Origin of the sequence: Aquimarina penaris, from assembly GCF_040786285.1 — a bacterium.
Classification (GTDB): domain Bacteria; phylum Bacteroidota; class Bacteroidia; order Flavobacteriales; family Flavobacteriaceae; genus Aquimarina.
The window spans coordinates 1-17,597 of record NZ_JBFMKQ010000003.1 but is presented as its reverse complement, the minus strand read 5'-3'; the positions used below and the strand labels follow the sequence as shown (position 1 = coordinate 17,597).

The 17,597-nt window shown below is 33.2% G+C and carries 16 protein-coding genes and 1 tRNA gene; 7 read left to right on the top strand and 10 right to left on the bottom strand.

What is annotated here, in order from left to right:
* Positions 1–278 precede the first annotated feature (278 nt).
* Positions 279–1,763, top strand: a complete 1,485-nt coding sequence (gene nhaC / locus ABW637_RS13890) for a Na+/H+ antiporter NhaC (protein WP_367585318.1) — start codon at positions 279–281, stop codon at positions 1,761–1,763.
* A 154-nt stretch (positions 1,764–1,917) separates the two neighbouring features.
* Here nhaC and ABW637_RS13885 read toward each other — a convergent pair whose 3' ends face one another.
* Positions 1,918–2,313, bottom strand: a complete 396-nt coding sequence (locus ABW637_RS13885; RefSeq protein WP_367585317.1) for an acyl-CoA thioesterase — start codon at positions 2,311–2,313, stop codon at positions 1,918–1,920.
* An 88-nt stretch (positions 2,314–2,401) separates the two neighbouring features.
* Between ABW637_RS13885 and ABW637_RS13880 the strand changes: the two genes are divergently transcribed.
* Together ABW637_RS13880 and ABW637_RS13875 are read left to right on the top strand one after the other, a co-directional pair.
* Positions 2,402–3,031 (top strand): NAD(P)H-dependent oxidoreductase, encoded by a 630-nt coding sequence (locus ABW637_RS13880; protein WP_367585316.1) that lies wholly within the window; start codon positions 2,402–2,404, stop codon positions 3,029–3,031.
* Between the two features lie 159 nt (positions 3,032–3,190).
* Positions 3,191–4,381 carry a DegT/DnrJ/EryC1/StrS family aminotransferase gene (locus ABW637_RS13875; RefSeq protein ID WP_367585315.1) on the top strand — a complete coding sequence of 397 codons (1,191 nt, stop codon included), beginning with the start codon at positions 3,191–3,193 and terminating at the stop codon, positions 4,379–4,381.
* Positions 4,382–4,391: 10 nt separating this feature from the next.
* On the opposite strand, the gene ribB is transcribed toward ABW637_RS13875, so the two are convergent.
* The 9 genes from ribB to ABW637_RS13830 form a co-directional block, all read right to left on the bottom strand.
* Positions 4,392–5,543, bottom strand: coding sequence for a 3,4-dihydroxy-2-butanone-4-phosphate synthase (gene ribB, locus ABW637_RS13870; RefSeq protein WP_367585314.1), 1,152 nt, complete (start codon positions 5,541–5,543; stop codon positions 4,392–4,394).
* Positions 5,544–5,589: 46 nt separating this feature from the next.
* On the bottom strand, positions 5,590–7,032 hold the full coding sequence (locus tag ABW637_RS13865; protein WP_367585313.1) for an LptF/LptG family permease: 1,443 nt from the start codon (positions 7,030–7,032) through the stop codon (positions 5,590–5,592).
* A 149-nt stretch (positions 7,033–7,181) separates the two neighbouring features.
* Positions 7,182–7,817, bottom strand: a complete 636-nt coding sequence (lolA1, locus tag ABW637_RS13860; RefSeq protein ID WP_445012726.1) for an outer membrane lipoprotein periplasmic chaperone LolA1 — start codon at positions 7,815–7,817, stop codon at positions 7,182–7,184.
* Between the two features lie 48 nt (positions 7,818–7,865).
* Positions 7,866–10,379, bottom strand: coding sequence for an FtsK/SpoIIIE family DNA translocase (locus ABW637_RS13855; RefSeq protein ID WP_367585311.1), 2,514 nt, complete (start codon positions 10,377–10,379; stop codon positions 7,866–7,868).
* Positions 10,380–10,446: 67 nt separating this feature from the next.
* Positions 10,447–10,815 carry a diacylglycerol kinase gene (locus ABW637_RS13850; protein WP_367585310.1) on the bottom strand — a complete coding sequence of 123 codons (369 nt, stop codon included), beginning with the start codon at positions 10,813–10,815 and terminating at the stop codon, positions 10,447–10,449.
* A 6-nt stretch (positions 10,816–10,821) separates the two neighbouring features.
* The gene (gene tpx / locus ABW637_RS13845; RefSeq protein WP_367585309.1) at positions 10,822–11,322 is read right to left on the bottom strand and encodes a thiol peroxidase; all 501 of its coding nucleotides are present in this window, start codon (positions 11,320–11,322) and stop codon (positions 10,822–10,824) included.
* A gap of 181 nt (positions 11,323–11,503) precedes the next feature.
* On the bottom strand, positions 11,504–11,761 hold the full coding sequence (locus ABW637_RS13840; protein WP_367585308.1) for a DUF6952 family protein: 258 nt from the start codon (positions 11,759–11,761) through the stop codon (positions 11,504–11,506).
* Positions 11,742–12,056 carry a thioredoxin family protein gene (locus ABW637_RS13835; RefSeq protein ID WP_367585307.1) on the bottom strand — a complete coding sequence of 105 codons (315 nt, stop codon included), beginning with the start codon at positions 12,054–12,056 and terminating at the stop codon, positions 11,742–11,744. Before ABW637_RS13835 ends, ABW637_RS13840 begins: the two co-directional genes overlap by 20 nt.
* Positions 12,057–12,131: 75 nt before the next feature.
* On the bottom strand, positions 12,132–12,770 hold the full coding sequence (locus ABW637_RS13830; RefSeq protein ID WP_367585306.1) for a peroxiredoxin: 639 nt from the start codon (positions 12,768–12,770) through the stop codon (positions 12,132–12,134).
* Positions 12,771–13,050: 280 nt separating this feature from the next.
* Here ABW637_RS13830 and ABW637_RS13825 point away from each other — a divergent pair, with 280 nt between their 5' ends.
* The 4 genes from ABW637_RS13825 (at position 13,051) to ABW637_RS13810 (ending at position 17,433) form a co-directional block, all read left to right on the top strand.
* Positions 13,051–15,285, top strand: a complete 2,235-nt coding sequence (locus tag ABW637_RS13825; protein WP_367585305.1) for a response regulator — start codon at positions 13,051–13,053, stop codon at positions 15,283–15,285.
* Between the two features lie 122 nt (positions 15,286–15,407).
* On the top strand, positions 15,408–16,577 hold the full coding sequence (locus ABW637_RS13820) for a trans-sulfuration enzyme family protein (RefSeq protein ID WP_367585304.1): 1,170 nt from the start codon (positions 15,408–15,410) through the stop codon (positions 16,575–16,577).
* Positions 16,578–16,580: 3 nt separating this feature from the next.
* Positions 16,581–17,297, top strand: a complete 717-nt coding sequence (gene bshB1, locus ABW637_RS13815; protein ID WP_367585303.1) for a bacillithiol biosynthesis deacetylase BshB1 — start codon at positions 16,581–16,583, stop codon at positions 17,295–17,297.
* 59 nt (positions 17,298–17,356) lie between these two features.
* A tRNA-His gene (locus ABW637_RS13810) sits at positions 17,357–17,433 on the top strand.
* Positions 17,434–17,597: the final 164 nt, after the last annotated feature.

Here is a 17,597-nt window from a genome sequence, read left to right as displayed (position 1 = left end):
ATCAATCAATCAAACAAACAAACAATTCTAATTTTTCTTTTTCTCTTACTTCTCTTTTTCCACACTTCAAAGATAGTATAGAGTAATGTTTTTGTTTTAAAATGATGAATCAACAAAACTTATATTATCGATTAAAAACAAATAATATCGATAAAACGCAATTTTAAATATATTCCAGGCTAATAAAGGTTATTAAGAGATAATTAAACTCAGTCTATACGTTGCATAGATTTTATTAATATCGTAACATTACATCCATAAAATTTCGAATATACCATATGGAAAGTCAAAACATCGCTCCTACCGGCCCCCAAAACGAAGAAATTATTGAAAATAAAGAATTAAACATCTGGGAAGCACTCCTACCTGTAATTGCATTGGTTTTAATGTTATTCTACAATGTATATTTTGTATTTGGAGATGAAGCAATCTTAGGAAGTAATCAATTCGTTTTACTTCTGGGTGCCGCTGTAGCCGCTATTGTTGGATTCTATAACAAAGTCTCCTACAAACAAATGATGGAAGAAGTGGCTAGAAATGTAAAATCTACAACAGGAGCACTACTTATATTACTTATGGTAGGATCATTAGCAGGTACTTGGCTAATTAGTGGAATCATCCCAACGATGATCTATTATGGATTACAAATTTTAAACCCAACCATTTTTTTAGCTGCTTGTGTTATTATTTGTGCAATTATCTCAATTGCCACAGGTAGCTCCTGGACCACATCGGCAACCGTAGGAATAGCTTTGATTGGTATTGGCGACACCCTAGGAATATCATTAGGCATGACGGCCGGTGCTGTTATTTCTGGCGCTTATTTTGGTGATAAAATGTCTCCATTATCCGATACCACCAATCTTGCACCAGCAATGGCGGGCGGAGAATTATTTTCTCATATAAAATATATGGCTTACACCACTGTACCCACCATTACAATCACATTAATAGTTTTCATTATTATAGGGTTTGCTATTGATACCTCTGGGACTCCTCAAATCAATGAGCAATTAGAAGCCATTAAAGAAACTTTTAATATTTCACCATGGTTATTTATCGTTCCGCTATTGGTTATTGGATTAATCATCAAAAAAACTCCTCCATTAATTGCATTGTTAGCAGGAACAATACTAGGTGCAGTTGCTGCAATTATTGCACAACCGGATATAGTAATGAATGTTGCTGGTAGTACAGAATTAACTTTTAATTCAGCCTACAAAGGAGTAATGAATGCTATTACTCTTGAAACTTCTATAGAAACTTCTAACGAACAACTTACCAAACTTTTCTCTTCTAAAGGAATGGATGGAATGTTAGGAACTATCTGGCTGATTATTTGCGCTATGGTTTTTGGTGGTGTGATGGATGCTATAGGTGCATTAGCCAAAATAAGTAAGTCCTTATTGAACTTATTTGATACTGTATTTGGCCTTTTTGCCAGTACAGTAGTTAGTTGTTTAGCTCTAAATGTTACCGCTTCAGATCAATATCTGGCCATTGTAGTACCCGGTAGAATGTATGCCAAAGCATTTAAAGATAAAGGGCTTGCTCCAGAAAACTTAAGTCGAACTCTTGAAGATTCGGGAACAGTAACTTCTGTACTTGTTCCTTGGAATACATGTGGTGCTTATCAAAGTGGAGTATTAGGTGTCCCCGTTGCAGATTATTTCTTTTTTGCCATATTTAACTGGCTTAGCCCATTTATGACCTTAATTTTTGCTGCTTTTAGAATTAAAATTAAGCAATTAGCAAAAAGTTAAGACCCCATAAAAACAAATAGTAAGAGACTATCTAAAAAGTAATATATAATTGTCAAACTGAGCTTGTCGAAGTTTTTAAGTATCTAATGTACAGACGATCTTCGACAAACTCAGGCCGACAAATCATAGTTTTTAGTTAGTTTCTATGGCTATATTACTTTCTATCGACAATCGGAATTGGTTTTTTGTCATTACCAATGGCAACAAACTTAAATGATCCTTTTACCGCCATTTCACGATCATAACTATACATATCTTCTTTGTATATTTCAACATTAACTACACAACTGGTTCTTCCGACATCAACAACCTTAGCTACCAATTCGATAATTGTTCCTTCTGGAATTGGTTTTTCGAAATCGACTTTATCCGAAGATATAGTAACTACCTTCTTTCGACTAAAACGAGTAGCACAAATAAACGAAACCTCATCCATTAGCTGTAAGGCGGTTCCACCAAAAAGAGTCTCATAATGATTAGTAGTATTAGGGAATACCGCTTTAAAAATTCTGGTTTCAGAGGTTTTGATTAACTCGTTTATAGTATTCATATAATAGATATATAGTTTTTTCTTATTATTTAGATGTTAAAGATAAATCTTATCCTAGTATCTTTACTTCGCATTTAAAAAAAATCGAATGAATATTTTAGAAAGTTTACGATGGCGTTATGCTACCAAAAAATTTGACAATACTAGGATACTTCCGCAGGAAAAAATAAACATACTTACTGAAGCTTTTAATCTTACAGCAACCTCTTATGGGCTGCAACCGCTAAAACTTGTTGTAATTAATGATAAATCGCTTCAAAAACAACTTACCGAGCATTCCTGGAATCAACAACAAGTAGCAGATGCCTCTCATGTATTAGTTTTTTGTATTGAAAAAGCTGTGGGAGAAGAATATATTACCAAATATTTCGACAATGTGAAAACAACTAGAAATACACCTGATGACGTATTAAAACCATTCAAAGATCAATTGGTAGATTCTTTTAAAAATAAACCTGCAGAAGAAATACATACCTGGGCCGCTAAACAAGCTTATTTAGCTATGGGAAATCTACTTACTGTATGTGCTCTAGAAGAAATAGATGCATGCCCAATGGAAGGTTTTATTCCAGAAAAATATAATGAAATACTAAAGCTTGCCGATCTAAACCTTACTTCTGTGCTAGTGTTGCCTGTTGGGTACCGAGCAGAAGATGATATGTTTTCAGATTTTAAAAAAGTAAGGCGACCAATACAAGATACTATAATTACAATATAGACACCCGTGGTGCATTTTGATATTTTTTTATTTCTCTAAATAATACATGTAGTTATTTTAAAGAGTAATACTTAAAAAATTGTAATATAGCAACATGAAAATCAAAACTCTTTTCGGTACTTTTGCCGGAAAGAGTTTTTTAATTGTAACACTATAGCTATGCCAGGATTTGAGTTATTTGGAGCCGAAGAAAAGAAAGAAGTTCAGGATGTATTGGATAACGGGGTTTTAATGCGATATGGGTTTGACCCCATGCGAAATGGTCATCATAAAGCATTAGAACTAGAAAAAGATCTGGCTAAGCGTATGCAAACCAAACATGCTCAGGTAGTATCAAGTGGTACAGCAGCATTAACCGTAGCATTAGCTTGTGCTGGTATAGGATCTGGTGATGAAGTAATCATGCCAACCTTCACTTTTGTTGCAAGTTTTGAAGCCATACTATCTGTTGGGGCCACTCCTATTCTATGTGACATTGACGATACTTTAACTTTGGACCCTAAAGCCGTCGAGGCAGCAATTACCAAAAATACTAAAGCTATAATGCCGGTACATATGTGCGGATCAATGGCGGATCTTAAAGCATTAAAAACTATTAGTGATACACATAATCTTATCTTATTAGAAGATGCATGTCAGGCAATTGGCGGATCATATGATGGTAAGCCTTTAGGTAGTTATGGTGATCTAGGTTGTTTTTCTTTTGATTATGTAAAGACTGTAACCTGTGGTGAAGGTGGCGGCATCATCACGAATTCTGAAAAATATGCAGACCGTGCTCATAAGTACCAGGATCATGGTCATGATCACATTGGTAATGATCGCGGAGCTGAAACACATCCGTTTTTAGGTTATAATTATAGGTTATCAGAACTTAATGCTGCCGTAGGTATAGCCCAGCTAAGAAAATTAGATCATACCATTGCTCTTCAGGAAAAAAATTATACCATATTACGTAAAGCTTTATCATCAATCCCAGAAGTTACTTTTAGAAGAGTACCAGAAACTGGAGTAGAAAGCTATGCATTTCTAAGTATATTTTTACCTACCGAGAATACCGCAAGAAAGGCTCATAAAGCCCTAGGAGAACATGGTGTAGATGCTTGTTTTTATTGGTTTGACAACAACTGGCATTACTACAAAAAGTGGGAGCACTTATTAGCGCCTAAATCTTTGAATACACTTTCGCAAGAACAACAAAACGGCTTACAAAAGAATAATAGACCTTTTGATGCTAGTGATGCATGGATGGGAAGAACCATCTCATGCTTAATAAAACTAAGCTGGACAGAAACCGAAGTTGCAGAGAGAGCTTCAAAAATGGTAGATGCTATAAAAAGTGTAGTGTAAAACTACACGATTAATACTCTACATACTCTACAATCTCTAATCCGTATCCAATCATCCCAACACGTTTTTGTTGTACTGCATTAGATACTAAACGTAATTTATGAACATTTAGATCGTGTAATATCTGTGCACCTATTCCGAAATCTTTAGTGTCCATAATAATTTTTGGAGCTTTCAAGACATCTTTTCCGTTTTGAATTTCTTTTAAGGCACCCAGACGATTAAGAAGATTAAAGGATGTACTCTCCTGATTAATAAAGAGTATTGCTCCTTTACCTTCATTATTCACCCGCTGAAACATAGAATCTAAACGTTTATCAGCATTATTGGTTAATGTCCCTAAAATATCATTATTAAACAATGTAGAATTCACTCTTGTAAGCACAGGTTCATTCTCGGCCCAGGTTCCAAGAGTTAATGCAATATGAATTTGGTTATTGGTGGTTTGCTTATAGGCTCTTAATCTATACTTCCCAAAACGAGTAACAATATCAAAATCTTCTTTTTTCTCAATAAGCGAATCATGTTGCATGCGGTATGCAACCAAATCTTCAATAGATATTAGTTTAAGATCAAACTTTTTAGCAACTTCTACCAATTGAGGTAAACGTGCCATTGTACCATCTTCGTTTAATATTTCAACCAAAATACCTGCAGGTTGTAACCCTGCTAATCGGGCTAAATCAACAGAAGCCTCGGTATGCCCGGTGCGTCTTAACACTCCTCCATTTTTTGCTTTTAACGGAAAAATATGGCCTGGTCGTCCAAGGTCTGTAGGTTTTGTATTTTCATTAACTAAAGCATTTATCGTTTTGGCACGATCATGTACAGAAATCCCTGTAGTACAGCCATTACCAATAAGATCTACAGATACAGTAAACTGTGTCTCATGTAATACAGTATTGTTCTGAACCATCATTTCCAAATTAAGCTCTTCACAACGATCCTCGGTAAGTGGAGCACAAATAAGTCCCCGACCATGTTTGGCCATGAAATTGATCATTTCTGGGGTAACTTTTTCTGCTGCCGCAATAAAATCACCTTCATTCTCTCGATCCTCATCATCAACAACAATGACTACTTTTCCTTGTCGGATATCTTCAATAGCCTCCTGAATCGTATTTAACTTGATCTTTTTCTTGGTCTCAGTTATCTGTGACATATATGATATGCTTAAAAGTTATGTGCAAAGATATTTAAAAAGAACTCTATTTTTTAGATTTAGACGATCGTTTTACAAAGAAATCTCTTATTGGTTGAATGAATGTATCAAAGTTAAAGATTCCTTGATCTGTGGTTGCTCGGTATGTTAAAAATATACTAAGCGGAAATATAATAAATGTAGCAAGCCATGAACCAATAAATGGAGGTATTCCACCTTCTTCTGCACTATTCTTTGCAAAAATCCCTATAAAATGGTAGGTAAGAAAAAGTACTACCCCAATCACAATGGGCAGTCCCAATCCTCCTTTTCGGATTATCGCACCTAATGGCGCACCGACAAAAAACAATAAAATACAAGAAATACCCAAAGCGAATTTATCATGAAAAGACATTTCATATTTATTTAAACCTCTTTTTCTAACTGTTTGGTTTCTAAGGGTTGTATTTATATTCCTAATAATTCCGTCTGCATTAGAATAAGCCAATTTATAAATCTGTAATTTTTGACTTGTATCAAAATGATCCTTTAGGTCAATGGTATCATTTGTTGCATCTTGTTTAATTATATGTCTTAAATTTTTATTGATATCTTTTAGTCCGTTCCTTCTATCGATATTATTTGTTACTGATATTATATCATTATTTACCTGAACAGATAATGTATCTATCTCTTCTACCAACTCATTAACATTAAGCATATTATACCCTTTGCTATATTGTTGAGCATCCATATCAACATTATCCAACGAGGATAAATCTATATTAAGTACATATTGCTTAAAGTGGGTTTTGGCAAAAGGTAATTTCTTTCTTCGTTTTGGTGATTTTTGTTGAATTTCATCATAATAATTACCATCATTAAGTATTAGAGTTACCAAATCCGAATTAATACTTCCTTTTAGCTCACCATCAACTGCCTTAATCACCGTAAAATTGCCTGGTCTTGCTGCTTTTTTATGTATGATAATATCTTTAAGTAATTCATCATTATCACCATACTTTTCGGCAACTTTAATATTAATATCCCCTAAATCATTAAATTGATTAGGGGTAATAACCATAGCTGGTTTTACCTTAACTATATTTTTTCTTAGATTAATAAAACGCTTTTCGGAAGAAGGGATTACAGTATTAGAAAAAAGAAATGCTCCTATCCCTACAAAAAATATGAAAACAGATAATGTTCTCATCGCTCGCTGAAGTGATATCCCAGAAGATTTCATAGCAGCAAACTCATAATTCTCTGCAAAATTTCCAAAAATCATGATCGATGTTAACAAGACCGTGAGTGGCAATACCATCGGAATTAACCTAGGTGTTGCAAAGGTTAAGAACTTTAAAATAACAGAAAAATCTAAATCCTTCCCTGCTAATTCTGATATAAACAACCAGATGGTTTGCAATAAAAGAATAAACATAATAATTATAAAGAGCGGAAAAAATGTCTTTAAAAATGTAGTTAAAATATATCTATCAAGAATTTTCACAAGTTCTGTATTTCCGAATTATCTTTATTTGGATAAATAAACTAAAAATCAAAGAACGCGTATAATTACACACCCGTTCTTAACATATAACTATTATTTTGAAAAATATTTAAACGCTGCACTTGGTCATCTTTTGCATGAAAACTTTATTAGTCCAGACGGTTTATATAGTAATTCTCATATTTTGATTCATCAAACACAAATAATGTTTTTGAAATTGGTTGATTGGTTTTAAAGCTATTTACTGTAAAAGTAACATTAGTACCATTATTAAGTTTCTGAACCATTTTGTAAATATGCTTAGTTTGCTTATCAATACCAAGTAATATTTCTTTTAAATCACTTTTAGAATCAATCGGAGTCAATTTGATAAATTGAATTTTTCTACCATTCAAATCCTGAATGGCATCCATTTTATATGTGTACCCCTCTTCATAAAACGTTAGCATTTTAGAGGGTGTTATACTATTATCATCTTCTTCATCCTGAGATGAGATGTTAATTTCTTCATCTTCAGGTACGATTACATAGATTTTTTTACCATCATACATTCGCTCTGTCCCCATTAAACTAAGAAGATACTTATTTCCTTGTAAGGTTACATCTCCTCTTGTTTCCTGAGAAACATTTTCTGCCGGATTATTAAGAGAATATTTAAAGCTTAGAACAATATTATCGTAGCTTCTTACTTTTTTAGAAACTTCATCCAAAAGGCTTTTGGCGTTTTGGGCTTGTACAGCAGTAGTTACACCTATTATACATATTAGAAGTATTATCTTTTTTATCATTATATATACTCTTCGTTAATTACTTAAATTTATATCTAAATACTATTATTCTTGATCTAATAATTGTTGAAGCGAAACCAAATCAGTTACTAATACTTGTCTTGCTTTACTTCCTTCAAAAGGGCCTACGACTCCTGCGGCTTCTAATTGATCAATTAGTCTACCCGCACGATTATATCCTAGTTTCAATTTTCTTTGTAATAATGACGCAGAGCCTTGTTGTGCTGTTACAATTACCTCTGCAGCTTGATTAAAGAGTTTATCTCTATCGCTTTTATCTATATCAAGACTTGTGCCACTTTCTTCACCTACATACTCTGGTAACAAATGCGCATCAGGGTATGCCTTTTGACTACCAATATATTCGGTAATTCTTTCTACTTCTGGCGTATCCACAAAAGCACATTGTATTCGTATTAAATCATTACCCTGGGTATATAACATATCCCCTCGACCAATCAATTGATCAGCTCCACCTGTATCGAGAATAGTACGTGAATCTATTTTAGAAGTAACTCTAAATGCAATCCTCGCCGGGAAATTGGCCTTTATCATTCCCGTGATAACATTAACCGATGGTCGTTGGGTAGCAATAATTAAATGTATCCCAATAGCCCTGGCTAACTGAGCTAACCTGGCAATTGGAGTCTCTACCTCTTTACCAGCAGTCATAATAAGATCTGCAAATTCATCTACAACCAATACAATATAAGGTAAAAATCTATGTCCGTTCTCGGGGTTTAATTTTCTAGCCTTAAATTTCACATTGTACTCTTTAATATTACGAACCATCGCATTTTTTAGCAAGTCGTAGCGAGCATCCATCTCTATACATAAAGAATTTAATGTATTGATTACCTTAGTGTTATCTGTAATTATAGCTTCTTCGGTATCTGGCAATTTAGCTAGATAATGACGTTCTATCTTATTAAATAATGTAAGCTCTACTTTTTTAGGATCAACAAGGACAAATTTCACTTCTGCCGGATGTTTTTTGTACAGCAACGATGTAAGTATTGCATTAAGTCCTACCGATTTACCCTGTCCTGTTGCACCTGCCATAAGAAGGTGAGGCATTTTAGCAAGGTCCACAACAAATGTTTCATTAGAAATTGTTTTACCTAGAGACAATGGCAATTCCATTTCGGCATTTTGAAACTTTTGTGATGCTATGGCAGATCTCATAGATACAATGGTAGCATTCTTATTCGGTACTTCTATACCAATGGTTCCCTTACCAGGAATTGGCGCAATAATACGAATACCTAAAGCTGCCAAAGATAATGCAATATCGTCTTCTAAATTTTTAATTTTAGAAATCCGTATCCCGGCCTCAGGCACAATTTCATAAAGTGTTACTGTAGGACCCACTGTAGCTTTAATCTGCGCTATTTCTATTTTGTAGTTCTTAAGGGTATCAACAATACGATTCTTATTTTCTTCGAGCTCTCCCTGATCAATCGTAATCCCTCCTGCATTTGCTGTATAGTCTTTTAATAAATCAATCGTAGGAAATTTGTAATTCCCTAATTCTAATTTAGGATCAAACTCGCCAAAATCTTTAACCAACTTATTGCTTAAATTCTTAACAACTTCTTCTTCGACCGTTGTTTCAACTTCCATGGCAATATCCTCTGGGTTATCTTCGGATTTTATAATCAATTTTTCAGGAACTTCTGAATCACGATTTTTTGGGTCCCCATAGAAATCATTAATTGTAGGGTTTAGTGTTATTTCATTAGTGTTATTTTCTTTTTTAACCGTATTGGCTTTAACACTATCTACATTAACATTATCTTTTTTGTCTTCGTTCTTTTTTCCAAAATCCTTGGATCTGGCTATAATAGCATCAATCTTTTCTTTAATACTTGAACCAGATTCATCAGAACTTACTACTGGAGTCGATACAGTATGACCATTATTGGATTTTGGAGTTTCTTCAAAATCTTTTGCAATGCCTTTTTGTGTATTTTTTAGAGACGCGGTAAGTTTTTCTGGAGTGTATCGTAAACGAATTACAATATATATAATAGCAAAAAAAGCAAGAACAAGAACAGTACCGATAAAACCAATATAATCTTGTAAAAAATCATTGGTTTCGTACCCGATAATTCCTGCCATCAAACCATTTTCACTTTTGGTAAAACCAAGAACTACCGACACCCAAATCATTACCAGAGAACCCCAAAACCAAAAACCTGCTAACTTTCTTTTGTTCAAGTCAAAAAACAAATAGACTCCAGTTAACGAGGTTAAAACCGGGATAACTAATGCCGAAATACCAAAACCTTTAAAAATAAAAAAATGACTTACTAAAGCTCCAAATTTACTCAACCAGTTCTTTGGTGATGATGTCCTGTTATAGAATTGTGATATTTCACTCTGATCAATTTTCCAGTTGAAGAAAAATGAAATAAAAGCAAAAAATAACCCTATTCCTAAAAAGAACAAAAAACTACCCAAAACAACCTTTTGTTGTCTGGATAAGGTAAATTTTTCTTTTAATGAAGTCTTTTTTTTAGTTGTTTTCCTTTTTGTGCTTACCTTTCTTTTAGCCATTTTTTGAATGTCTTATCGCAAAAATACGAATATCTATATTGGAACGTAAAAATGCCTGAAAAATTTTCTAAATAAAGTAAGGTATATAAATAATTAACCCAACAACGACTGCTGTAATTGCAGCAATAAAAACAGCTCCAGCTGCTACATCTTTAATGAAACCAATCTTATCATCAAAGTCAGGGTGTACGAAGTCGGCTACAGCCTCTACGGTAGTATTCAATCCTTCTATACTCATTACCAAACCAATAGCGAAAATTTGTAAAATCCACTCAGTAGTCGTTATCTGGAAATAAAAACCCAATATTGTTATCATTACTGCAATACCCGCTTGAACTTGAATACTAGGTTCTGTTTTGAGCAACAACAAAGCACCTTTTAATGCATAACCACATCCCCGTAATCTTCCTAGAATAAAATCAAAAACTTTGTTCATTATACTTTACGACAACATATTTAGGGCGGCAGTGTAGTTAGGTTCTTGTACAATTTCTGGTACCTGCTCTGCATAGGTAACCACACCATTTTCATCAAGAACTACAACCGCTCTAGAATGCAAACCTTTCATAGGACCATCAACAATTTCTACCCCATAATCCTTCCCAAATTTACCATTTCTAAAATCTGATTGATTAATTACATCTTCTAAACCTTCAGCCCCACAAAATCGCGCTTGAGCAAAAGGTAAATCTCTTGAGATACATAGCACTTTAGTATTTGATAAAGAACTAGCTTCTTTGTTAAACGCTCTAACAGAAGCTGCACATATACCTGTATCTAAAGAAGGGAAAATATTCAAAATTACTTTTGAACCTTTATAGTCTGATAATTGCGAGATCGATAAATCTGTATTTACCAATTCAAAATCTGGTGCTTTTTGCCCAATTTCTGGCAAATTACCACTAGTATGTATTTCGTTTCCTTTTAAAGTTATTGTAGCCATAATAAATGATTGTATTTTTTGAGCCTTAAAATTAATAAGATTATATGGTAATTTTGATAAAGTTTAGAGAAAATAAAAAAACCTTCCAATTTGGAAGGTTTTTATTTTCTTTCTCATATTCATTTCAAAAATTTAAACATCGCTTTTATCAGCCTATTATTTAAATCTTTTACTATTTATTTTATGTATCTATAGACCCCAGAACCCTTTGCATAAAATTATTTAATGCTTCTTTTTTTGGAGTCCCTTGCTTAATCATTTTATCAACTTCTAAAGCTCCGTACATATTCGAAATTAATTCTCCAATTACATCCAGTTCTTCATCTTTTAAAGAAGATACTTCGGTTAATGCCTCTAACGTTTCTATGGTTTCTACTAAAAAATCTTCATCATTCTCTTCGATAAAACTCGTGAGATGCTTAATTATTGGTAACTTCATCTACTAATTCTTTAAGAATTTCAAATTTATTGGTTTGAGCTTGATTTATGAAAGTTCCGTTTTTAAAAGCTGCAAAAGTTGGAAGGTTATCGACAGTAGCCATTTTCCTAGACTCGGGATGTTTCTCGGCATCTACAATAACAAAAACTGTGTTGGTATGTTCTGTTGCCAGTTTTTTAAACTTCGGCTTCATAATTCGACAATTACCACACCAAGATGCGGAATACTGTACAATTACAGTATCATTAGCTGCAACCATTTGGGAAAGATTATCTTCTGTTAATTCTTGAACCATATACATTCATTTAAAAATTAGAAGCAAAATTTCTCCAGAATATATTCTAGAGAAATTTTACAGTACAATACATTCTTAGTTAGAAGCCAAATATGATGCTACTCCATCTCTATTTGCGTTCATTGCTTCTTTACCTTCTTCCCAGTTCGCTGGACAAACTTCACCATTTTTCTGAACATGCGTATACGCATCTATCAGTCTTAAAAATTCGGCTACATTTCTCCCTACTGGCATATGATTTACACCTTCATGAAAAACAGTACCTTCTTCATCGATTAAATAGGTAGCTCTATAGGTCACATTATCACCTTCAACAGTTACAACACCTGTTTCTTCATTATATTTTTCATTAGTGATATCCAAAATCCCTAAAGTACTTGCTAAATTACGATTAGAATCGGCAAGAATTGGGTAAGTAACACCTTCTATTCCTCCGTTATCTTTAGTAGTATTCAACCAGGCAAAATGTACCTCTGGAGTATCACAAGACGCACCAATAACGATAGTATTTCTTTTTTCAAATTCTTTTAAAGCTTCTTGAAAAGCATGTAATTCTGTAGGACACACAAAGGTGAAATCTTTTGGGTACCAAAAAAGTATAACTTTTTTATTATTCTTCTGAGCTTCTTCTAAAACGTTAAGCTTAAAAGTATCTCCCATATCATTCATTGCGTCAACGTCTAAATTTGGAAATTTCTTGCCTACAAATGTCATATTAATGTCTTTTAAAATTTATTATTGATTAATTTTTTACAGCGCAAATATACATCTACTAGAGTAATAATATTGACTACATAATTTTAATTGTTTATATCTTAATAGTTTTTGCCAATCATCTATCTATTTTCTTAATACTTATGAAAAATTCCTACAAAAGAATATATTCACCTACAAGAATTACGGATAAATTACACTTTTATTACGGTGAATTGCACTATGTTAAATCTATTTTTGTATTTTCGTCACCTAGATTGAATCATGAATTCTTAAAGAGTTGAAAAACGTAATTCAACATATAACCCTTTTGCTCCTAATAGGTTTTGCTAAGAACGTACAATCTCAACCTTCCTTAATATCAGATAGTATACAAAGCTATATTGAGCAAGCCGAAAAACTTCAAGAAGAATATAAATATGAAAAATCTCTTGAAATTGCTAAAGCTGCATTACAAAATGCTCAATACAATAATGATGATAAAAGCCTTGGATATATCTATAATATTATTGCCAAAAATTATGAGACCAATGAAGAAGATAATAAGGCAAGAAGTAACTATAGAAGAGCTCTTGTTTATGCTCAAAGTTCAAACAGTAAAATATTAGAAACAGATCTTTATAATAATCTGGCACGTGTATATACCAAGCGTAATCTTACGCGAGTAAAAGGAGTTACTTATTATAAAAAATCATACGAGTTTGCAACCAAATTAAATGATACCGCCAGGATGATAAGGCCATTACTTAATCTTGGTGAATATTACATTTCTAGGAATGATTATGATAGCGCTTATGAATATCTTGCGCCTGCAATCGAATTGATTCATGAAAAGTCTTCAAATACCGTAAAGACAAAGTTAAATGGACTTTTAGGCAAATATTTTCTAAACATAAGAGATTATGAAAAGTCTGAAGAATATATAGATCTTGCTATATCTTACGCTATAGGAGAGACAAAGAACAAAAATAATAATGATGAGTTAATTTCTACCTATTTTGAGGAGTTAGCTTCTGCATATGAAACTAAATCAGAACTTTACCGTACGCAAGAAAATTTTGAGGAGGCCTATAATTATCAAAAAAAGCAATTTCAAAATATCCTAAAAGCAAAAGAATTTAAAAAGCTTATAGAACTTCAGCGTGTAAATATTAAGTATGAAGTTGATCAGTACGAAGAAAAAATCAAAAAAGCTGAAACCGAAAAGAAAGAAAGTGAATCCGAAGTATTAAAATGGAGGATCAGTATCATTCTTGGTATTATTGTGATTCTGATCTCTTTAGCCTTTTTAATTAGTTCATACAGAAACAATATTCAGAAAAGAAGATTAAACAATGTATTAATTGAAAAAAACAAAGAGTTAGTTGGTGCAAAAGAAACCGCAGAGCAAGTATCAACACTAAAATCCCAGTTTATATCTACGGTTAGCCATGAACTTAGAACTCCTCTTTATGGTGTTATTGGATTGACATCACTACTCATGGAAAACCCTGAGAAAAAGAAAAAAGATGAATATCTTGAATCATTAAAGTTTTCTGGAGATTACCTTTTGGCCTTAATTAATGATGTGCTTCAACTTAGTAAAATAGAAACTAATGAAGTTAAGTTAGAAAAAGTATCCTTTGATATCAGATCTTTAATTGAAGGAATAGTTAATTCATTACACACAAAGCAAAAAAGCAACAATAATACGGTTCATATTGATATTGATAAAAAAATCAATACCACTTTACTTGGGGACTCTGTAAGGCTCTCGCAAATATTGATAAACTTAATTGGTAATGCCCTTAAATTTACAAAAGATGGTAATATCTGGATTGATGTAAAATGTCTAGACTGCAAAGCAGACAGCTATATATTACGTTTTATAGTAAAAGATGACGGGATAGGAATACCCAAAAACAAACAGCAAACCATATTTGATAATTTTGCTCAAGTAAAAAATGAAAATCAAGAGTACGAAGGAACGGGCTTAGGTCTTGCTATTGTTAAAAAACTGATACAGTTACATGATAGCGAAATCAATATAAAAAGTAACGAAAATAAAGGCTCAGAGTTTTATTTCGATCTTTTTTATGAAAAAGTAGTAAAAGAAGAGGAGATCTCATTAAAAGCAGGCGAAAACTTAAGCATCGGAACAAGTAATTTTTATGTTCTCATAGTTGATGACAATAAGATCAATCAAATTGTCACTCAAAACATCCTGAAAAAGAAAGGTTATACTTGTAGTATTGCAAGTAACGGTATGGATGCTATCGAAATGATAAAAAATGAAAAATTTGATTTAGTTTTGATGGACATCAATATGCCAGAAATGAATGGTTTAGAAGCCACAAAGGTGATACGAACGTTTAACTCACACTTACCTATTATAGCACTTACCGCAGTTGAAGAAGGGGAAATAAGGAATCAAGCAATGTCCGTGGGCATGAATGATGTAATTATCAAACCATACGATACTCAACAGTTTTTTCAGACCATTATGAGAAATATCTCAAAAATGAAAATGGCCTAAAATTTTATAGGAGAAACATAAAAAATTTACGAATATCTAAGATTTTATCTGTTAAATCGTATATGGTTTCTCTCGAATACCTTAATTTAGTTCAATAAATCTTCAGATTATCATTTTAGCTTATGGATTCAAAAAAAATGGGTTTTAATACCGTCTGCACTCATCTTGGAGAAATCAAAGATGAACAATTTAAAGGGGCTATTTCGCCAATATATCTTTCTACCTCTTATGCTTTTGAAGATGTAGATACAAAACGATACCCAAGATATTTTAATACTCCAAATCAAGAAGCGCTATGCAAGAAAATCGCAAGACTCGAAAAAGGAGAATCTTCTTTAATATTTGGTAGCGGAATGGCTGCAATTAGTACTACTCTATTCGCTTTCCTGCAAAAAGGAGATCATATCGTTCTACAAAGAACGTTATACGGAGGAACAGCAAATCTTGTTAATGAAGAATTCGCAAAACATGGTATCGAGTTTTCGTACGTAGAAAAACAAAGTATCGAGGGGTTTGAAGAAAAAATAAGGCCAAATACAAAGGTAATTTATATAGAAACCCCCTCAAATCCATTATTAACCATTACCGATATAAAAGCGATTGCAGAACTAGCAAAAAAGCGAAGTCTCACTACAATGATAGATAACACATTTGCTTCACCGGTAAATCAAAACCCAATTGAGTTGGGGATTGACATTGTCTTACATTCGGCTACCAAATATCTGGGCGGCCATAGTGATATCTTAGCTGGAGCTGTAGTTTCTTCAGAACAAAACATAGAACGTATTTTTCAAGTAGCCAAAAACTTTGGCGGAAGCTTGAGTGATTTTACGGTTTGGATGTTAGAAAGAAGTATAAAAACGTTAGGCATAAGGGTCAAACGACAAAACAAAAATGCTTTAAAATTGGCTAAGTGGCTTCATAAACACAAAGATATTTCTGCTGTATACTACCCGGGATTAAAATCGCATCCAGATCATGAGATAGCAAAGAAACAAATGAAAGGGTATGGAGGAATGCTTTCTTTTGAGCTAAAAGAAGGATTAAACTCCAGTGCATTTCAAAAAGAACTAAAACTTATTAAAAGCTCTATGAGTTTAGCAGGAGTAGAAAGCACAATACTCTCCCCTACTCTTACTTCTCATGCACTATTAACCGAAGAAGAAAGACATAAACAAGGTATAAAAGATGGATTACTTCGATTTAGTGTAGGTATCGAAGAAAAAGAAGATTTAATACAAGATATACAACAAGCCCTAAGTAAAATAAAAATCCCAGAATTAGAACACTAAACTATGAAATTAGATATTCTTGCCATAGGAGCACATCCCGATGATGTAGAATTAAGTTGCTCCGGAACCATAGCTAAAGAAATTGATAAAGGAAAAAAAGTTGGAATACTAGACCTAACCAAGGGTGAATTAGGAACAAGAGGAACTCCAGAAATTAGAGATCAGGAAGCAAAAAAAGCAGCACAGATATTAGGTGTATTAACCCGAGAAAACCTTAGATTTAGAGATGGTTTTTTTGTGAATGACGAAAATCACCAGTTAGAAATAATTAAAGTACTTAGAAAATACAAACCCGAAATTGTCTTGTGCAATGCAATTGATGACAGACATATCGATCATGGCAAGGGAAGTACGTTAGTAAGCGACTCTTGTTTTCTTTCAGGATTAAGAAAAATTGAGACTATTCTTGAGGGAAAACAACAAGAAGCTTGGCGACCTAAACATGTATACCATTACATACAATGGAAGAATATTGAACCCGATTTTGTTGTGGATATTAGCAATTACATTGACAAAAAAATTGATAGTGTAGAAGCCTACGAATCTCAATTTTTTGATGCTAAAAGTAAAGAACCATCAACTCCGATATCTAGTAAAAACTTTTTAGACAGTATAAAATACCGGGCAGCGGATCTAGGGAGAATTATTAATGTAGAATATGCCGAAGGTTATACTGTAGAACGCTATGTAGCAGTCGATTCTATTTTTGATTTAATTTAATTCATAAAAATGTTTGTAGAAACGTAGAAATACTTTATTTTTGCCCCCGAATTTACATGGTGGTTGTAGCTCAGTTGGTTAGAGCACTGGTTTGTGGTACCAGGGGTCGCGGGTTCGAATCCCGTCTTCCACCCCAAAATAAAAAAAGCCCTTTTTCAAGGGCTTTTTTTTATATTTTGTCTCGTCCTGAAATAAGTTGACACAAAATCGACTTATTTATGAAAGATTCAGGGAATTCTAAGAAGAAGCGTACTCAGTGCGATTACAATTTAGGCTTTAAATTAGCAGTAGTATCTCAGG